The 12551-nt window shown below is 62.5% G+C and carries 12 protein-coding genes; 3 read left to right on the forward strand and 9 right to left on the reverse strand.

The window, feature by feature from the left end; translation table 11 throughout:
• The first annotated feature begins 23 nt into the window (after window positions 1-23).
• Both EN807_RS18140 and EN807_RS18145 read left to right on the forward strand, forming a co-directional pair.
• A complete protein-coding gene (locus EN807_RS18140) occupies window positions 24-2192 on the forward strand; it encodes an amylo-alpha-1,6-glucosidase (RefSeq protein ID WP_135936103.1) in 2169 nt (722 codons plus the stop codon).
• Between the two features lie 143 nt (window positions 2193-2335).
• Window positions 2336-2545 carry a hypothetical protein gene (locus EN807_RS18145; RefSeq protein WP_127313769.1) on the forward strand — a complete coding sequence of 70 codons (210 nt, stop codon included), beginning with the start codon at window positions 2336-2338 and terminating at the stop codon, window positions 2543-2545.
• Window positions 2546-2576: 31 nt separating this feature from the next.
• Here the strand turns inward: EN807_RS18145 and hutC are convergent, their stop codons facing one another.
• The 9 genes from hutC to EN807_RS18190 form a co-directional block, all read right to left on the reverse strand.
• Window positions 2577-3311, reverse strand: coding sequence for a histidine utilization repressor (gene hutC, locus EN807_RS18150; RefSeq protein WP_029355923.1), 735 nt, complete (start codon window positions 3309-3311; stop codon window positions 2577-2579).
• The gene (locus EN807_RS18155; RefSeq protein ID WP_135936104.1) at window positions 3311-4312 is read right to left on the reverse strand and encodes a zinc-binding dehydrogenase; all 1002 of its coding nucleotides are present in this window, start codon (window positions 4310-4312) and stop codon (window positions 3311-3313) included. The genes hutC and EN807_RS18155 overlap by 1 nt, the downstream gene beginning before the upstream one ends.
• 5 nt (window positions 4313-4317) lie before the next feature.
• Complete coding sequence (hisD, locus tag EN807_RS18160) at window positions 4318-5640, reverse strand: histidinol dehydrogenase (RefSeq protein WP_135936105.1); 1323 nt, start codon at window positions 5638-5640, stop codon at window positions 4318-4320.
• A 34-nt stretch (window positions 5641-5674) separates the two neighbouring features.
• A complete protein-coding gene (locus tag EN807_RS18165; RefSeq protein ID WP_135936106.1) occupies window positions 5675-6475 on the reverse strand; it encodes an ABC transporter permease in 801 nt (266 codons plus the stop codon).
• Window positions 6472-7416 carry an ABC transporter permease gene (locus EN807_RS18170; RefSeq protein WP_135936107.1) on the reverse strand — a complete coding sequence of 315 codons (945 nt, stop codon included), beginning with the start codon at window positions 7414-7416 and terminating at the stop codon, window positions 6472-6474. Before EN807_RS18170 ends, EN807_RS18165 begins: the two co-directional genes overlap by 4 nt.
• Window positions 7417-7481: 65 nt before the next feature.
• Window positions 7482-8588 carry a PotD/PotF family extracellular solute-binding protein gene (locus EN807_RS18175; protein ID WP_127313734.1) on the reverse strand — a complete coding sequence of 369 codons (1107 nt, stop codon included), beginning with the start codon at window positions 8586-8588 and terminating at the stop codon, window positions 7482-7484.
• Between the two features lie 35 nt (window positions 8589-8623).
• Window positions 8624-9769 carry an ABC transporter ATP-binding protein gene (locus EN807_RS18180; RefSeq protein WP_246684196.1) on the reverse strand — a complete coding sequence of 382 codons (1146 nt, stop codon included), beginning with the start codon at window positions 9767-9769 and terminating at the stop codon, window positions 8624-8626.
• A 116-nt stretch (window positions 9770-9885) separates the two neighbouring features.
• Complete coding sequence (locus EN807_RS18185; RefSeq protein ID WP_135936108.1) at window positions 9886-10659, reverse strand: glucose 1-dehydrogenase; 774 nt, start codon at window positions 10657-10659, stop codon at window positions 9886-9888.
• A 384-nt stretch (window positions 10660-11043) separates the two neighbouring features.
• On the reverse strand, window positions 11044-11283 hold the full coding sequence (locus tag EN807_RS18190) for a hypothetical protein (RefSeq protein WP_135936109.1): 240 nt from the start codon (window positions 11281-11283) through the stop codon (window positions 11044-11046).
• 510 nt (window positions 11284-11793) lie between these two features.
• Between EN807_RS18190 and EN807_RS18195 the strand changes: the two genes are divergently transcribed.
• Window positions 11794-12420, forward strand: a complete 627-nt coding sequence (locus EN807_RS18195) for a transglutaminase-like cysteine peptidase (protein ID WP_135936110.1) — start codon at window positions 11794-11796, stop codon at window positions 12418-12420.
• The last annotated feature ends 131 nt before the right edge of the window (window positions 12421-12551 follow it).

The following is a 12551-nucleotide window of genomic DNA, read 5'->3' on the forward strand; positions in this document are numbered from 1 at the left end:
CTTCTGAACGGGAGGGGTTGACCATGACCACTCAACTCGAAGACCGCAAGATTGATCCAGCCGTGGCGCTGCCGGCAATCGACGAAACGGCACCGCGCGAGCCGCATCGGCAATTTGCGCTGAAACACGAGGATTGCTTCGTCGTCGCAGACAGCTACGGCGACATACGCGGCATCGGCGACGGGCTTTTCCGCGACGACACGCGTGTATTGTCGCGCTTCCGTCTGTTCATTGGCGGCCGGATGCCGTCGCTGCTCGGCGCCTCGCTGTCGCAGGACAACATCCTATTCACCGCCAATCTCACCAATCTAGCCAGTATCGGGCCGAATGGCAGCGAAGCATTGCCGGGCGTCGTCCACGTCGATCGGACGCGGTTCATCTGGCAGGACCGCATGTTCGAACGCATCAAGTTCACCAACTACTCCGCGCGCGAGGTGGTTCTGCCGGTCCGGCTCGACTTCGACGCCGATTTCCGTGACATGTTCGAGGTGCGCGGCACTACGCGTAGCCGCCGCGGTCGCGCGCATGACGCACTGGTCGGCGAGGCGAGCGTAACGTTCAGATATGAAGGCCTCGACAATGTGGCTCGTCAATCGGCCATCGCATTCTCGATCAAGCCCGATCAGGTGCACCCCAATCACGCCGATTTCCTCATTGTCGTGGCAAGGCGTGACAGCAGAGCATTGTACCTGGAGGTCGCTCACAGCGAAGAAACCCCCTCGAGCGACCGCTTCCGCGCGGCCGCCGCGCGAGCCCGCTTCGCCATGCGCTCAAAGCGCCGGCAGGGCGCCACCGTCTTCAGCTCCGGGCGCGTGTTCAATGACTGGCTGACACGCACGCGCGCCGACATCGCGCTGCTGACGACCGATCTGGAGACCGGGCCATACCCGTATGCCGGCATCCCTTGGTTTTCGACGGCTTTCGGCCGCGACGGCGTCATTTCCGCCTTGCAAATGCTTTGGCTCAATCCGGACCTTGCTCGTGGGGTCCTGGCCTTCCTTGCCCACTATCAATCGACCGAGACCTCTGTATTCGACGATGCCGAGCCTGGCAAAATCATGCATGAAACCCGCAAGGGGGAAATGGCCGTGCTGCGCGAACTGCCGTTCGGCCGCTACTATGGCGGCGTCGACACCACGCCACTTTATGTCTACCTGGCTTCGTCCTACGCCGATCGCACCGGAGACGAGGCGTTCGTCGATCGCATGTGGAACTCCCTGGGCGCTGCCACTGCTTGGATGGAAGAGGTCGGGGCCCGCAACGGGGATGGCTTTGTAACCTACAACAGGGCGGCCGACACTGGTCTGTTCAACCAAGGCTGGAAGGACAGTTCCGATGCCATCTTCCATGCCGACGGCACGATCCCCAAAGGACCGATCGCATTGGTCGAGGTGCAAGGTTATGCCTTCGCCGCATATCAAGGGATGGCGGCGCTGGCCGCCAGGCGCGGCGACGACGCAAAGGCGGCGCACTGGAGCGCCCTGGCAGAGAGGATCCGTCAGGCAGTGGAGACGCATTTCTGGATGCCGGACCGCGATTTCTATGCTTTGGCAATCGACGGAGAAGGCAAGCAATGCGCGGTTCGCACGTCCAATGCCGGTCACCTGCTTTACGTCGGGCTGCCGTCGGCGGAACGGGCTCAGTCAGTCGCCTCCCAGCTGCTCTCTGGTCATCTCAATAGCGGTTGGGGCGTTCGCACACTGGCCGACGACGAGATCCCATTCAACCCTATGTCATATCATAATGGCTCGATCTGGCCGCACGACACCGCGCTCTGCGCCTCCGGGCTCGCCCGCTATCACGAGCGCGACAGCGTCGTGAAGCTGATGAGCGGTATGTTCGAGGCGGCGGTCCGTTTCAATATGCGGCTGCCAGAGCTGTTCTGCGGCTTTACGCGTGCGGCCAGCGATTCACCGGTTGCCTACCCGGTCGCTTGTCTGCCGCAGGCCTGGTCGGCTGGCTCCGCTTTCATGATGCTGCAGGCTTGCCTGGGCATTCGGGTTGACGGCTGGAAACGCGAGATCACTGTGGAACGCCCGCGGCTGCCTATCGGCATCGACAACATCGTTATCCGCCACCTGGCTATTGGCGAGGCGAAAGTCGATCTCATCTTCGAGCGCATTGGCGACCGTGTTGTGTGTTATCTCGATCACCGTCATGAGGGTCTGGTGCCTCTGGTGGTCCGCTCATAACGCAGGCCGGCTAGCGGCCACTGGGTTAGCCGCTGTCAGCTGATGGCCAGCGAGGGCGCGCGCCCAGGCTTGTCTTGAGCAACTCCAGGAACACAATGTCGCGGCAAACGTTGCAAAGACAAGTCATCGTCTTTGAGGAAGCCATGGCGATCCGTCGAAAAGCTGAGGAAGCTGGTATTTTTGATCCGTCCGAGTTGGCTCTGCTGGCTCGAGCGTTCGAACAGCTCAAGCTTGAAGGTCAATCGACTGGTCAGCGTGAGGCGCTCGCGTCTCGCATTATTGCAAACTACATGGCCGGCGTGATCGACGAGGCAGAACTGATTTCCCTATCAAGGCAGCCGTTGGGCCGATGACGCTGCCCGCCCGCTTGGCGGGCCGTTGCTGCTATGCGGCGGGTGAGGGCGCGTAGCGGCTGCCAAGCGAATAGCGGCTGCCGACATAGGTGAGATTGTTGACGGTCGCGACCGCCGCGCCCGACCAGGTCCGCCGATGCAGGAGCAGGCAGGGGTCGCCGGGCCGAATCATCAGATGGCGGGCCGCCATCTCTTCTGCGGCGACGGCCGAGATCACGTGCTCCACTTCCGTCAGCGGCGTCGCCCGCTGCAGATAATCGTAAGTGGTGGTCGCAACGAAATTTTGCCGATGGTAGTCCGGTGCGAGAGCCGGATTGACAAAGCGCTCCTCGAGCTGGACAGGCACCTCGTCTTCGAAATGCACGATGATCGAATGGGCGACCGGTCTGCGGCGCGTGAACTCGAAGGCGACAATGAGGTCCAGCGCCGGGTTGCGGATCTTCTCGAGGACGACGACCTCGGCCCTGTGGCGTGCGCCGCGCGCGGCGATCTCGCCGGCAATGTTCCTGATTTCGATGAGGGCCGATTGCGGTTTCGGCGGCGCCACGAAGGTGCCTACGCCCTGGATGCGCAGGAGGTGGCCTTCCGAGGTCAGTTCCCTCAGCGCCCGGTGCACAGTCATCCGCGAGACGCCAAGCGTGCTGACCAGCTCGTTTTCGGAAGGCAGCCTGCGGTCCTTCGGCCATTTGCCGCTGCCGATGTTGCCGAGCACGTAGTCCTTGACCTTTTCGTAGAGAGGCCCGGCGGTTTCGGGAAGCCTGATCATCATCCTCTCTCCATTCGGATGATGGTCTTCAACCCGCCGCTCGTGCCTGCGATCAGGCGCTGGTAGGCGGCGGGAATCTCGCCGATCGCGATCTCTTCGGACACGAAGCGCGACAGCGCGGGGGCGAGATCGCCAAGCATCGCGACGGCCTGCGCAAGCTCGTCGGCGAAGGCGTGGCAGCCGACAAGCGCGATCTCGCGTTCGACCAGGAGGTTGGGGTCGAGATCGAGGCGGCCATGCGATATGCCGACCAACGCCAGCGTGCCACCCCCGGCCAGGAGATCGAGCAGTTGCGCCATCACCGCCACGTTTCCCGTCGCGTCGACGGCATGGCGCAGATTGGGATCACAGGGCAGGGCGTCCAGGTCGACGACGGTCGCGCCGCTCACCTCGGCCACAAGATCCGCACGCGCCGCATTGCGGTCGGCGACCAGGACCGGCCTCTCGCCGTGCCGCGACAGGAGCAGCGCAGCCAGCCCGCCGATCGGGCCGCAACCGGCGATAAGTACCGGCACCCCGGCCGGCGCCGACAGTCGCCGGACGGCGTGCAGGGCGACCGCCAGCGGCTCCGCCATGGCGGCGATTGCGGGATCGAGCGCGGGGTCGTGGCGCAGGAGCAGCCGCGCCGGCAGGTCCGTCTCTTCCGCGAAGCCACCGTCGCAAACCTCGCCTACAAAGCCCAGTCTGGCACAGACATTATGCAGGCCGGCCCGGCAAGCAGGACATTCGCCGCACCAGAAACGCGAATCGGCGACGACCCGGTCTCCGCAGGCCAACTGGGACACGCCGGCGCCCACGGCTATCACCTCGCCGGCGAACTCATGCCCGGCGACGCTCGGCGCGCGGCTGATCCACTGACCGGTGCGGAAGTTGTGGAGGTCCGAGCCGCAGATGCCGGCAGCCGTCACTTTGAGCCGCACCCAGCCAGGCCCTGGTTCGCCGGGCGATGGCACATCCTCAACCCGCAAATCGCCCGCCGCGTGGAGTCTGGCAGCCTTCATCGCCGCTACCGCACCAGATATCGGTCGCGCACGTCGGAGACGGCGTGTTCATGCGAGGAGAAGCCTTCGTAGCGGGCAAGCGTGCGGGCGTGGCGCGCGAATTCCGGATAGGCAGCCGCCGTCACGTAGCCGATGGAAGAACGCTTGACGAAATCGGTGACCGAGAGCGGGCCGCAGGTACGCGCCCAGCGGCTGGTCGGCAGGACGGCGTTGGGGCCTAACCCGAAATTGCCGATCGAGACTGGCGTGTGCGGCCCCATCAGGATCTCGGCGGCTTCGGTGATGTGGCCAAGATGTGCGAAGGGATCGTTGGAGAGTATCTCCAGATGCTCCGGTGCATAGTCGTTGACGAAGCGGTAGCTCTCCTCGATCGACGCCGTCAGGACGATGCCGCCACAGGCGCCGGTCAGCACCGCGGTGGAAAACGCCACCCGCTGTTCGGTCATGCGCGCCCAGTGCTCGGGCAGGGCGGCCAATGCCTCCTCGGCCACGCGGCGGCTGTGTGTCACCAGGTAGGCCGATGAGTCCGGTCCGTGCTCTGCCTCGATGAGGAGGTCGAGCGCGGCTAGCCCGCCATGCACGCTGTCGTCGGCGAGGATGATCGCTTCGGACGGACCGGCGGGAAGGCCGGGATCGATGACTCCGGCAAGCAGCCGCTTGGCCGCAACCACCCAGGGGCTGCCTGGACCGACGATCTTGAGTGCCGGCCTGATCGTCTCTGTGCCATAGGCGACCGCGGCGACCGCCTGCGCACCACCGCATTTGTAGACCGTTTCGACGCCGGCGATACGCGCTGCAACCAGCGTCGCTGCGTCCACCGAACCGTCGGGCGCTGGCGGCGTTATGATAGCAAGCTCCGGGACACCCGCCACCACGGCGGGCACTGCGGTCATCATTGTCACCGAAGGGAACGCCCCTTTGCCGCGCGGGACATAGAGCGCCACCGAGCGGATCGGCGTGAAGCGGTCCCCGGCATATGCGCCGGGCCGCATTTCCTTGAGCCACATGGCTTCCGGCTTCTGCTCTTCGTGGAAATGCCGGATGTTGTCGATCCCGAAGCGAATGGCGGCGACCACGTCCTCGTCCACCATGCCGAAGGCGGCGTCGAACTCGGCGGGGCTCACCTTCAGCCGCGCGGCATCGAGATCTGCCTTGTCAAAGTCGCGGGCGAAGCGGACGAGCGCGGCGTCGCCTTCTGCTCGGACCGCCTCGATGATCGGTGCGGCCTTCTCCAAAAAGCCAGAGAGATCGGTCTCTGAGCGCCGCATCAGTGCCGCACGACTGGCGGCGTCGATCTGGCTCAGGTCGTGGAACGATACGTTTGGCATAGGATCCCTTTGCGGCCCGGCAGGCCGGCATTCCTCATTTCGATTTCAGGAAGATGTCGAGCCCGACCAGCCTGTCGAGCAGGAAGATGGCGACAGCCGAGCAGGCGATGAAGACCACGGAGATCGCGGCAAGGTCCGGCGTGATGATAGAGCGGATGGAGTTGTAGATCAGCACCGGCAGCGTCACGATGCGGGCATCGACGAGCAGCAGGCTGACCAGAAACTCGTTGAGCGCAAGGATGAACATCAGCAGCGAGCCGGTGATCACCCCCGGCATCACCGCCGGCAGGGTGACGGAGAAGAACACCTGGAGCGGCGGCGCGCCGCAGTTGGCCGCGGCCAATTCCAGGTCCGGGTCAAGTCCGGTGGCACTCGCCGTGACCGCCCAGATCATGAAGGGAAGGTTGATGACGCAGCAGGCGATGCCGACCGGCCAGAGCTGGCCGAGAATGCCGGCGCTGCCGAAAATCAGCATGAGGCCGATGCCCGATCCGATCAGCGGGATCGTAAAGGGCAGCAGCAGATAGATCTGGATCGTCTTCTCAAAACGCACCGCATATTTCGCCAGCGCTATGCCAGCCAGCGTGCCCACGGGAATGGCAACGATCGTACAGACCGTCGCGACATGGAGCGTACGCAGGAAAGCGTTGCGCAGGTCGGAGGCCTGTGAGATGCGCGCGTACCACCGCAGCGATAGCCCGTCCGGCGGAAACGTGATGATGTTGCCGCCGGTGAAGGAAGCGCCGAGCACGACGATCGTCGGCGCCGAAAGCGTCACCAGGGCGATCGTAACCAGGGCCCACAAGACAACGGATTTGCTGCGCGAGCCGCTCACGCCCGTGACCTCCCCATCGCAAGCGTTCCGGCTCCGAACAGCGCGAACACCAGGCCGACGAGGATTGACCCGAGCGCGACCAGCATAAGCGCCAGCGTCGCGCCGAGTCCCTGGTCAGACGTTCGGAAGAACTGATCGTAGATGGCGTTGGCGATGAAGTCCTGCGAGCCGCCGCCAAGGATCGCGGGGACTGCGAAATCGGTGAGCGAAAGCGTCAGCACCACCACGCCGGCGCCGATGAAGCCCGGACGAGCGAGTGGCAACACGACATGGGTGAACGTGCGAACCCAGTTCGCACCGAGCGATCCAGCGGCCGCCTCCAGCTCTTCGGGAATGGCTGTGAGTGCCGGCGCGAGCATCAGTACGGCGAAGGGCAGCATGTACTGGACGAGGCCGAACAGCACGGCGGGATAGTTGTAGATGAGCCGCATCGGGGCAACCCCGACAAGTCCGAGCGCCTCGTTTACCATGCCCTGATTGCCGAGGATGATCAGCCAGCCATATGCACGCACAACCTGGCCGATGAAGAAGGGCAGGAACAGCGCAATCAGCAGGAATTTGCGCAGTCTTGGCGAACGCGTGCGCACCATCAGATAGGCGTAGGGAAAGGCGAAGACGAGTGTCACCGCGGTGACGATCAGGGCGGCGATGAGGCTGCGCTGCGCGACAACGAGGAACAGCGGCTCTGTCAGCGCCCGCCGGAAATTGGCGATTGAATAATCGTCCGAGAATTGGAAGGTGGTGGTGTCGAGCGTGCGCAGGCTTGCATCCGCGATCTGGATGAGACCGAGCACGAGCAGTCCGACCAGCAGCACTGCCGGAAGCAGCATCAGATAGGGCGTGGCGCGCCTGAATCGCGCCGGCCAGATAGCGGCGGCAATGCCTTCCAGCGCATCCATGATACGCCATTTCAAGGGATAGGCTGTCCTGGCTGCCCGCATGAGAAAATCCGTATCCGACCTCGTAAAGGAGCCGGTGCCGCCAGCGCAGCACCGGCCGACCGGCGTCAGCCCTGCATGATCGCCTTGAACTTGGAAAACCACTCGCTCTCATTCTCGACCTGGATCTTCGACGAGATTCGGATGAGGCGCTGGAAATCCGCTTCGGTGGTCGGATAGGACGGATCGCCCACCAGATCCTTCGGCGGTGTGAGGCCCGGCACCACGCCCGGCAAGCCGAGGCCGTCCAGCCAGACCTGCTGGGCTTCCTTGGTCAGCGCATGATTGATGTACTGCTTGGCCCAGTAGAGTTCGTTTTCCGGCAGGCCCTTGGGGATCCACAAACCGTCCGTGTCGAATTTCGCACCCTCCTCCGGCACCACCCATTCGATTTTCACGCCGTTCTTGCGGGCCTCTCGGGCGTTGGTGGAGATGGTGCAGGCGGCATCGATTTCGCCGTTCTGGAACCAGGTGGTGAAGTCGGGATCTTCGCCGAGCAGCGGCTGCTGCGCCTTCATCTTGGTGATGAAATCCCAAGCCGGCTGCATGTTGCCGGGTATGTCCTCCAGCTTGCCGCCACCGGCGACCTGGGCCGGGAAATGGAAGCCGATGCCGTCATTGTAGAAGGCAAGCCGGCCCTTGAACTTCGGGTCGAGCAGGTCTTTCCAGGACTTCGGCGGTCCGTCCGGGAACGCCGCAGGCCGATAGGCCAGCACATAGACATAGCCGTAGGTATTGACGATCGGGAAGCCTTCCAGGCCGGCCGGCTTGGCAAGGTCCGTCACATTGGCGAGGTTCGGCAGGTCGGAGAGATCTTCTGTCACGCCGCGCAGTGCCGACTTCGTGGCATTGGTTGTGGTATCCCAGTTGATGTGGATCGGCGGGACCCGGTTCTGCGCCACGGCCGCCCAGACTTTGGGCTGGATCTCGTTGTCTTCAGTCAGGTCGTGACGGACAGCAATCCCCGTCATTTTGGTGAAGCTGTCGGATACGCCGGCCTTCAGGCTATCCACCCAGCTGCCGCCCCAGGCGCGCACGATGATCTCCGCCGGCTTTTCCGGCTCCTGCGCATAGGACCTGCGCAGGCCGAGAGCTGAGGCGCCGCCGAGCGCGGCGGTGGCCTGAAGGAAGGTCCTGCGGGAAAGATGGGATAATGTCGGCTTGAAGCGCTTCATCTGCATTCTCCTCTGGGTTTGACCGGTTTCCGGTTCTATTGAAAAACAAGCATGTCCCTGGCATTCCACCCCAGGAACACGCTTTCGCCTATGTCGAACTGCGTGTGCGCGGCGGGATCATGGTCAAAAACGCGAATGACCTCGTCGCCAATCGCGGCGCAGGCTACCTCGTAGACCATGCGCTCGCCTTCGAAGATCGTGTCGGTGACAGTCCCGGCCAGCACGCAATCGAGCTTCGACAACTGAGCAGCGTCGCCGGCGAGTCGGATCTGCTCGGCGCGGATCGCTCCCGACGCCTTGCCGCCCTCCGCAGGTGGATTGACCGGATCGCCGATTTTTCCGGCAAGCGTCAGAGCACCGCGAACGATGGAGACGTCGCCCCCTTCCGATACGGACCGTACCGTACCGGCAATGAAGTTGGTGACGCCGATGAAATTGGCGACGAAGGCGTTGCGGGGCTGGCGGTAGGTATGGATCGGCCGCGCCTTCTGCTGGATCTCGCCCTGATCCATGACAACGATGTCGTCGGAAACCACCAGCGCCTCGCGCTGGTCGTGCGTGACATTGATCGTGGTGACGCCGAGCTCGCGCTGGATGCGGCGGAATTCGAGCTGCATTTCCTCGCGCAGCTTGCGGTCGAGCGCAGCCAGCGGCTCGTCGAGCAGCAGCAGGTCGGGCTCGAACACCAGCGCGCGCGCGATCGCGACGCGTTGCTGCTGCCCGCCAGAAAGTTCGTGAATGCGCCTGCCGCCATAGCCCCCGAGCCGGACCAGCGCGAGGTATCGCTCAACGCGTTCGGGAATGGTGCGTGCATCGCGCCGACGCATCTTCAGCGGGAAGGCGACATTCTCGGCCGCCGTCATATGTGGAAACAACGCAAGCCTCTGAAAGACCATGCCGATCGACCGCTTGTGCGGTGGCACCGCGCTCACCGCTTCACCGTTGATGAAGATCTCGCCGCTGCTCGGGGTCTGGAATCCGGCGATCATGCGCAGGAGGGTTGTCTTGCCGGACCCCGAAGGCCCCAGAATGGTGAGGAACCGGCCCTTCGGCAGATCGAAGGACGCATTTTTGACGGCATGAACCCCATCGAAGTCCATCCCGACGTTGCGGACTGTGACTGCGATTTCCCTGCCGCCTTCCACTTCCCGCGAAGCTCCGGCCCGGAAAGGCTCCTGCATTGTGGTTCCCCTTTTTGTCGCCGGCCGCATGCAAGAACGTCCAGCGTTGTGAGGTGGTATATACAACCATATACAAGATGGGTCTACACGGTTCTTGTGGCACCGCCCTCAGTCGCTCAGATGGATGCGAGATAGCCGCCGTCAACTGGCAGGCAATGCCCAGTGACATAGGCGGATGCCCCGCTCGCCAGGAACACAACGGCTCCGGCCAGATCCTCCATCGTGCCGAAACGCCGCTGCGGTATCTTGGCCAGCATTGCCATCTGCCAGTCGGGATCCTGATAAAAAGCATCTGTCATCGCCGTATGGAAATACCCCGGAGCGATGGCGTTGACGCGGATGCCGAGCGATGCCCATTCCGTGGCCAGCGCGCGCGTCATGCCCAGAAGCCCAGACTTCGAGGAGCCGTAAGGTGCCGCGGTCGGAATGCCGACATAGGAGGTCAGCGAGCAAAGATTGATGATCGCGCCACCGCTGTTGTCGGCAGCCATCCGCCGCGCCGCAGCCTGCGCGCAGAAGAAGGCGCCCTTCAGATTGGTCGATATGATGCGGTCCCACACTGCTTCGTCCACGTCGAGCGACGGCTGGACTTGCTCATAGCCGGCGTTGTTGATCAGAATGTCGAGCCCGCCAAAGGTATCCGCCACCTGGTCGACCACCACGCGGATGCGATCGGTGTCGAGCACGTCGAGTGACCGGCAAAGCGACCTTCGTCCGTTAGCGCTAATTCGGTCCGCCGTCTCAAGAAGGGACGCTTCGTCGCGGGCGGTCACCGCGACGTCGGCACCTGCCGCGGAGAGCGCCTCAGCCATAGCCTGGCCGATGCCGCGGCTGGCGCCCGTCACCAGCGCCTTTTTTCCCGTCAGATCGAACAAGGAAGCGGCGTCCATAGTCACGATTCCTGCACTTCCGATATTGCATGCGATCGGATTGGAAACGAACACCAGTTGCGACCGGTTGTCTATACATCTTGCGATCTTCGCTGGCGGCGGATCACTGACCAGCGCCAGTAGGGCGGGATTGAACCGTTCGCGGCGGCGCTGGAAGGGATGGCAGCGGCCGACGTGACGGCCGACTGACAGCGGCGCAGATGCAGACGCGGCCCTCGAAGCCTCGCCAGGATTTTTCCTGAGTTCGCGACCTGACGCATTCAATACTCTCGCCAGAGGCGGTCAAGCATTCATGGCTGCAGGATTTTCTTGCGCCCTGTCCAACCACCCTTGTTGCATGGCGGGTGGTTGGACATTTTTGCATGGAAGGACAAGGTCAGTATATTAACGGCCCGCCCATGGTGCACGACCCCTGAGGGCCTTGCCGGGCTGTGGTCGTTGTTCTTTCGGGGCTACCACCGACAGAGGCAAGGAAGCCGTATGGTTGGTGTCTAAAGTCATTTTTCTGTTGTCGACATCAGGAGCAAATCCGCGGGTCGGATCGCGGTCCGGATTTTGAGCGGCAGCGAGAGAGGCTCCTGTCGACAAGGCGAGGAGGGCGAAAGCCGTTGCAAGTTTTTTCATCGTATTTTTCCTTTCTTAGAATGAGCAGACCTGCCAATCGGCGCCTCGCGCGGTATTGACTCCTGCTTGCGAAATCGCTGTCGGCTTTCTGTCCCGTCACTATGACGAGGCTTCCTGCTCACGATCGAAACTTACGCCACGCCTGTCGCAGAGGTTTGCCCGAGTGCCATCGAAAAGTATCCGAATGTATGCCAAATCTACGCGAGAGCCCCGTAGCTCTTGGACTTTTTTGCTTCGACAAATTTGGCTACAATTTCTTCTCGGCCCCCCTGTCCGCGTTTGAGCCGCCGATGACCTAAATGCGCCGATGTGGTCATGCGACACGCGAAGGTCATGATCTTCAGTGGGTATGGAAGTTCTCCAGCATTGACCGCGGCGCCCAGCAGCAGGTCATCGATGATTGTTCGCGACCGTAGCTTCAAATTGTGTGTCGGCTGCGTTGATGTCCCCATGAAAAGATGGTAACGCGATATTAAAGATTGTTTCGGGTCGTTACCTTGGGCGGGGCGAATGGGATTGGTGATACCGCGGGCATGGCTGTGTGCCGGCCTACTGATTGGCTTGATGATGTCCGCGACGCCGATGGAGAAAGCTTCGGCCGATGCGGTGCCTGGTGCCATGGCCACCGGGCAGCGGACCTCCATCCCAGTCGGCTACATGGAATTCTGCCGAAGGCAGGCCGCAGAATGCAGGATACGATCAGGCAAGATCCCGCCGATTCTTATGACCAGTGGAATGGAAGATAAGCTCGCGTCCGTCACCAAACTCGTGAATAGATCGATCAAGCCCGTGAGCGATTTTGCCGTTCACGGCACGATGGAATTTTGGTCCTATCCTGTTAGCGCGATCGGCGACTGCGAGGACTACGTCCTGCTTAAGCGTCAGATGCTCAATTTGGAGGGCATATCGCTCTCAAACCTTCTGATCACTGTCGTCAGAAAGAAGGACGGCGAGGGGCACGCGGTGCTGACGGTCAAGACCGACAAAGGCGATTATGTGCTCGACAACCTCAACGACGATGTGAAGCTTTGGTCGGAAACTGGATATAGATTTCTAAAAAGGCAATCGTCCACGCATACCGGGCGCTGGGTCGCGATACTTGAACACCCCGATGTTCTGGTCGGGGCAGTCGACTGAACCTCTCGATTTGCGACTGAACAATACCTGGCGCACCCGCGCCATGCCCGAGAATGGCAGGAATGCGCCAGCCAGCCTTTCGCTTCCCGCTTCATTGAGACCTGGGTCTTCCTCCGCCACGATCGATGTTG

The organism is Mesorhizobium sp. M5C.F.Ca.ET.164.01.1.1, assembly GCF_004792125.1.
GTDB classification, from domain to species: domain Bacteria; phylum Pseudomonadota; class Alphaproteobacteria; order Rhizobiales; family Rhizobiaceae; genus Mesorhizobium; species Mesorhizobium wenxiniae.

What these genes read in the sequence shown, in the direction of transcription:
- EN807_RS18140 (WP_135936103.1), top strand. Translation starts at nt 24, where the DNA reads ATGACCACTCAACTCGAAGACCGCAAGATTGATCCAGCCGTGGCGCTG.
- EN807_RS18145 (WP_127313769.1), top strand. Translation starts at nt 2,336, where the DNA reads ATGGCGATCCGTCGAAAAGCTGAGGAAGCTGGTATTTTTGATCCGTCC.
- hutC (WP_029355923.1), bottom strand. Translation starts at nt 3,311, where the DNA reads ATGATCAGGCTTCCCGAAACCGCCGGGCCTCTCTACGAAAAGGTCAAG.
- EN807_RS18155 (WP_135936104.1), bottom strand. Translation starts at nt 4,312, where the DNA reads ATGAAGGCTGCCAGACTCCACGCGGCGGGCGATTTGCGGGTTGAGGAT.
- hisD (WP_135936105.1), bottom strand. Translation starts at nt 5,640, where the DNA reads ATGCCAAACGTATCGTTCCACGACCTGAGCCAGATCGACGCCGCCAGT.
- EN807_RS18170 (WP_135936107.1), bottom strand. Translation starts at nt 7,416, where the DNA reads ATGCGGGCAGCCAGGACAGCCTATCCCTTGAAATGGCGTATCATGGAT.
- EN807_RS18175 (WP_127313734.1), bottom strand. Translation starts at nt 8,588, where the DNA reads ATGAAGCGCTTCAAGCCGACATTATCCCATCTTTCCCGCAGGACCTTC.
- EN807_RS18180 (WP_246684196.1), bottom strand. Translation starts at nt 9,769, where the DNA reads ATGCAGGAGCCTTTCCGGGCCGGAGCTTCGCGGGAAGTGGAAGGCGGC.
- EN807_RS18185 (WP_135936108.1), bottom strand. Translation starts at nt 10,659, where the DNA reads ATGGACGCCGCTTCCTTGTTCGATCTGACGGGAAAAAAGGCGCTGGTG.
- EN807_RS18190 (WP_135936109.1), bottom strand. Translation starts at nt 11,283, where the DNA reads ATGAAAAAACTTGCAACGGCTTTCGCCCTCCTCGCCTTGTCGACAGGA.
- EN807_RS18195 (WP_135936110.1), top strand. Translation starts at nt 11,794, where the DNA reads ATGGGATTGGTGATACCGCGGGCATGGCTGTGTGCCGGCCTACTGATT.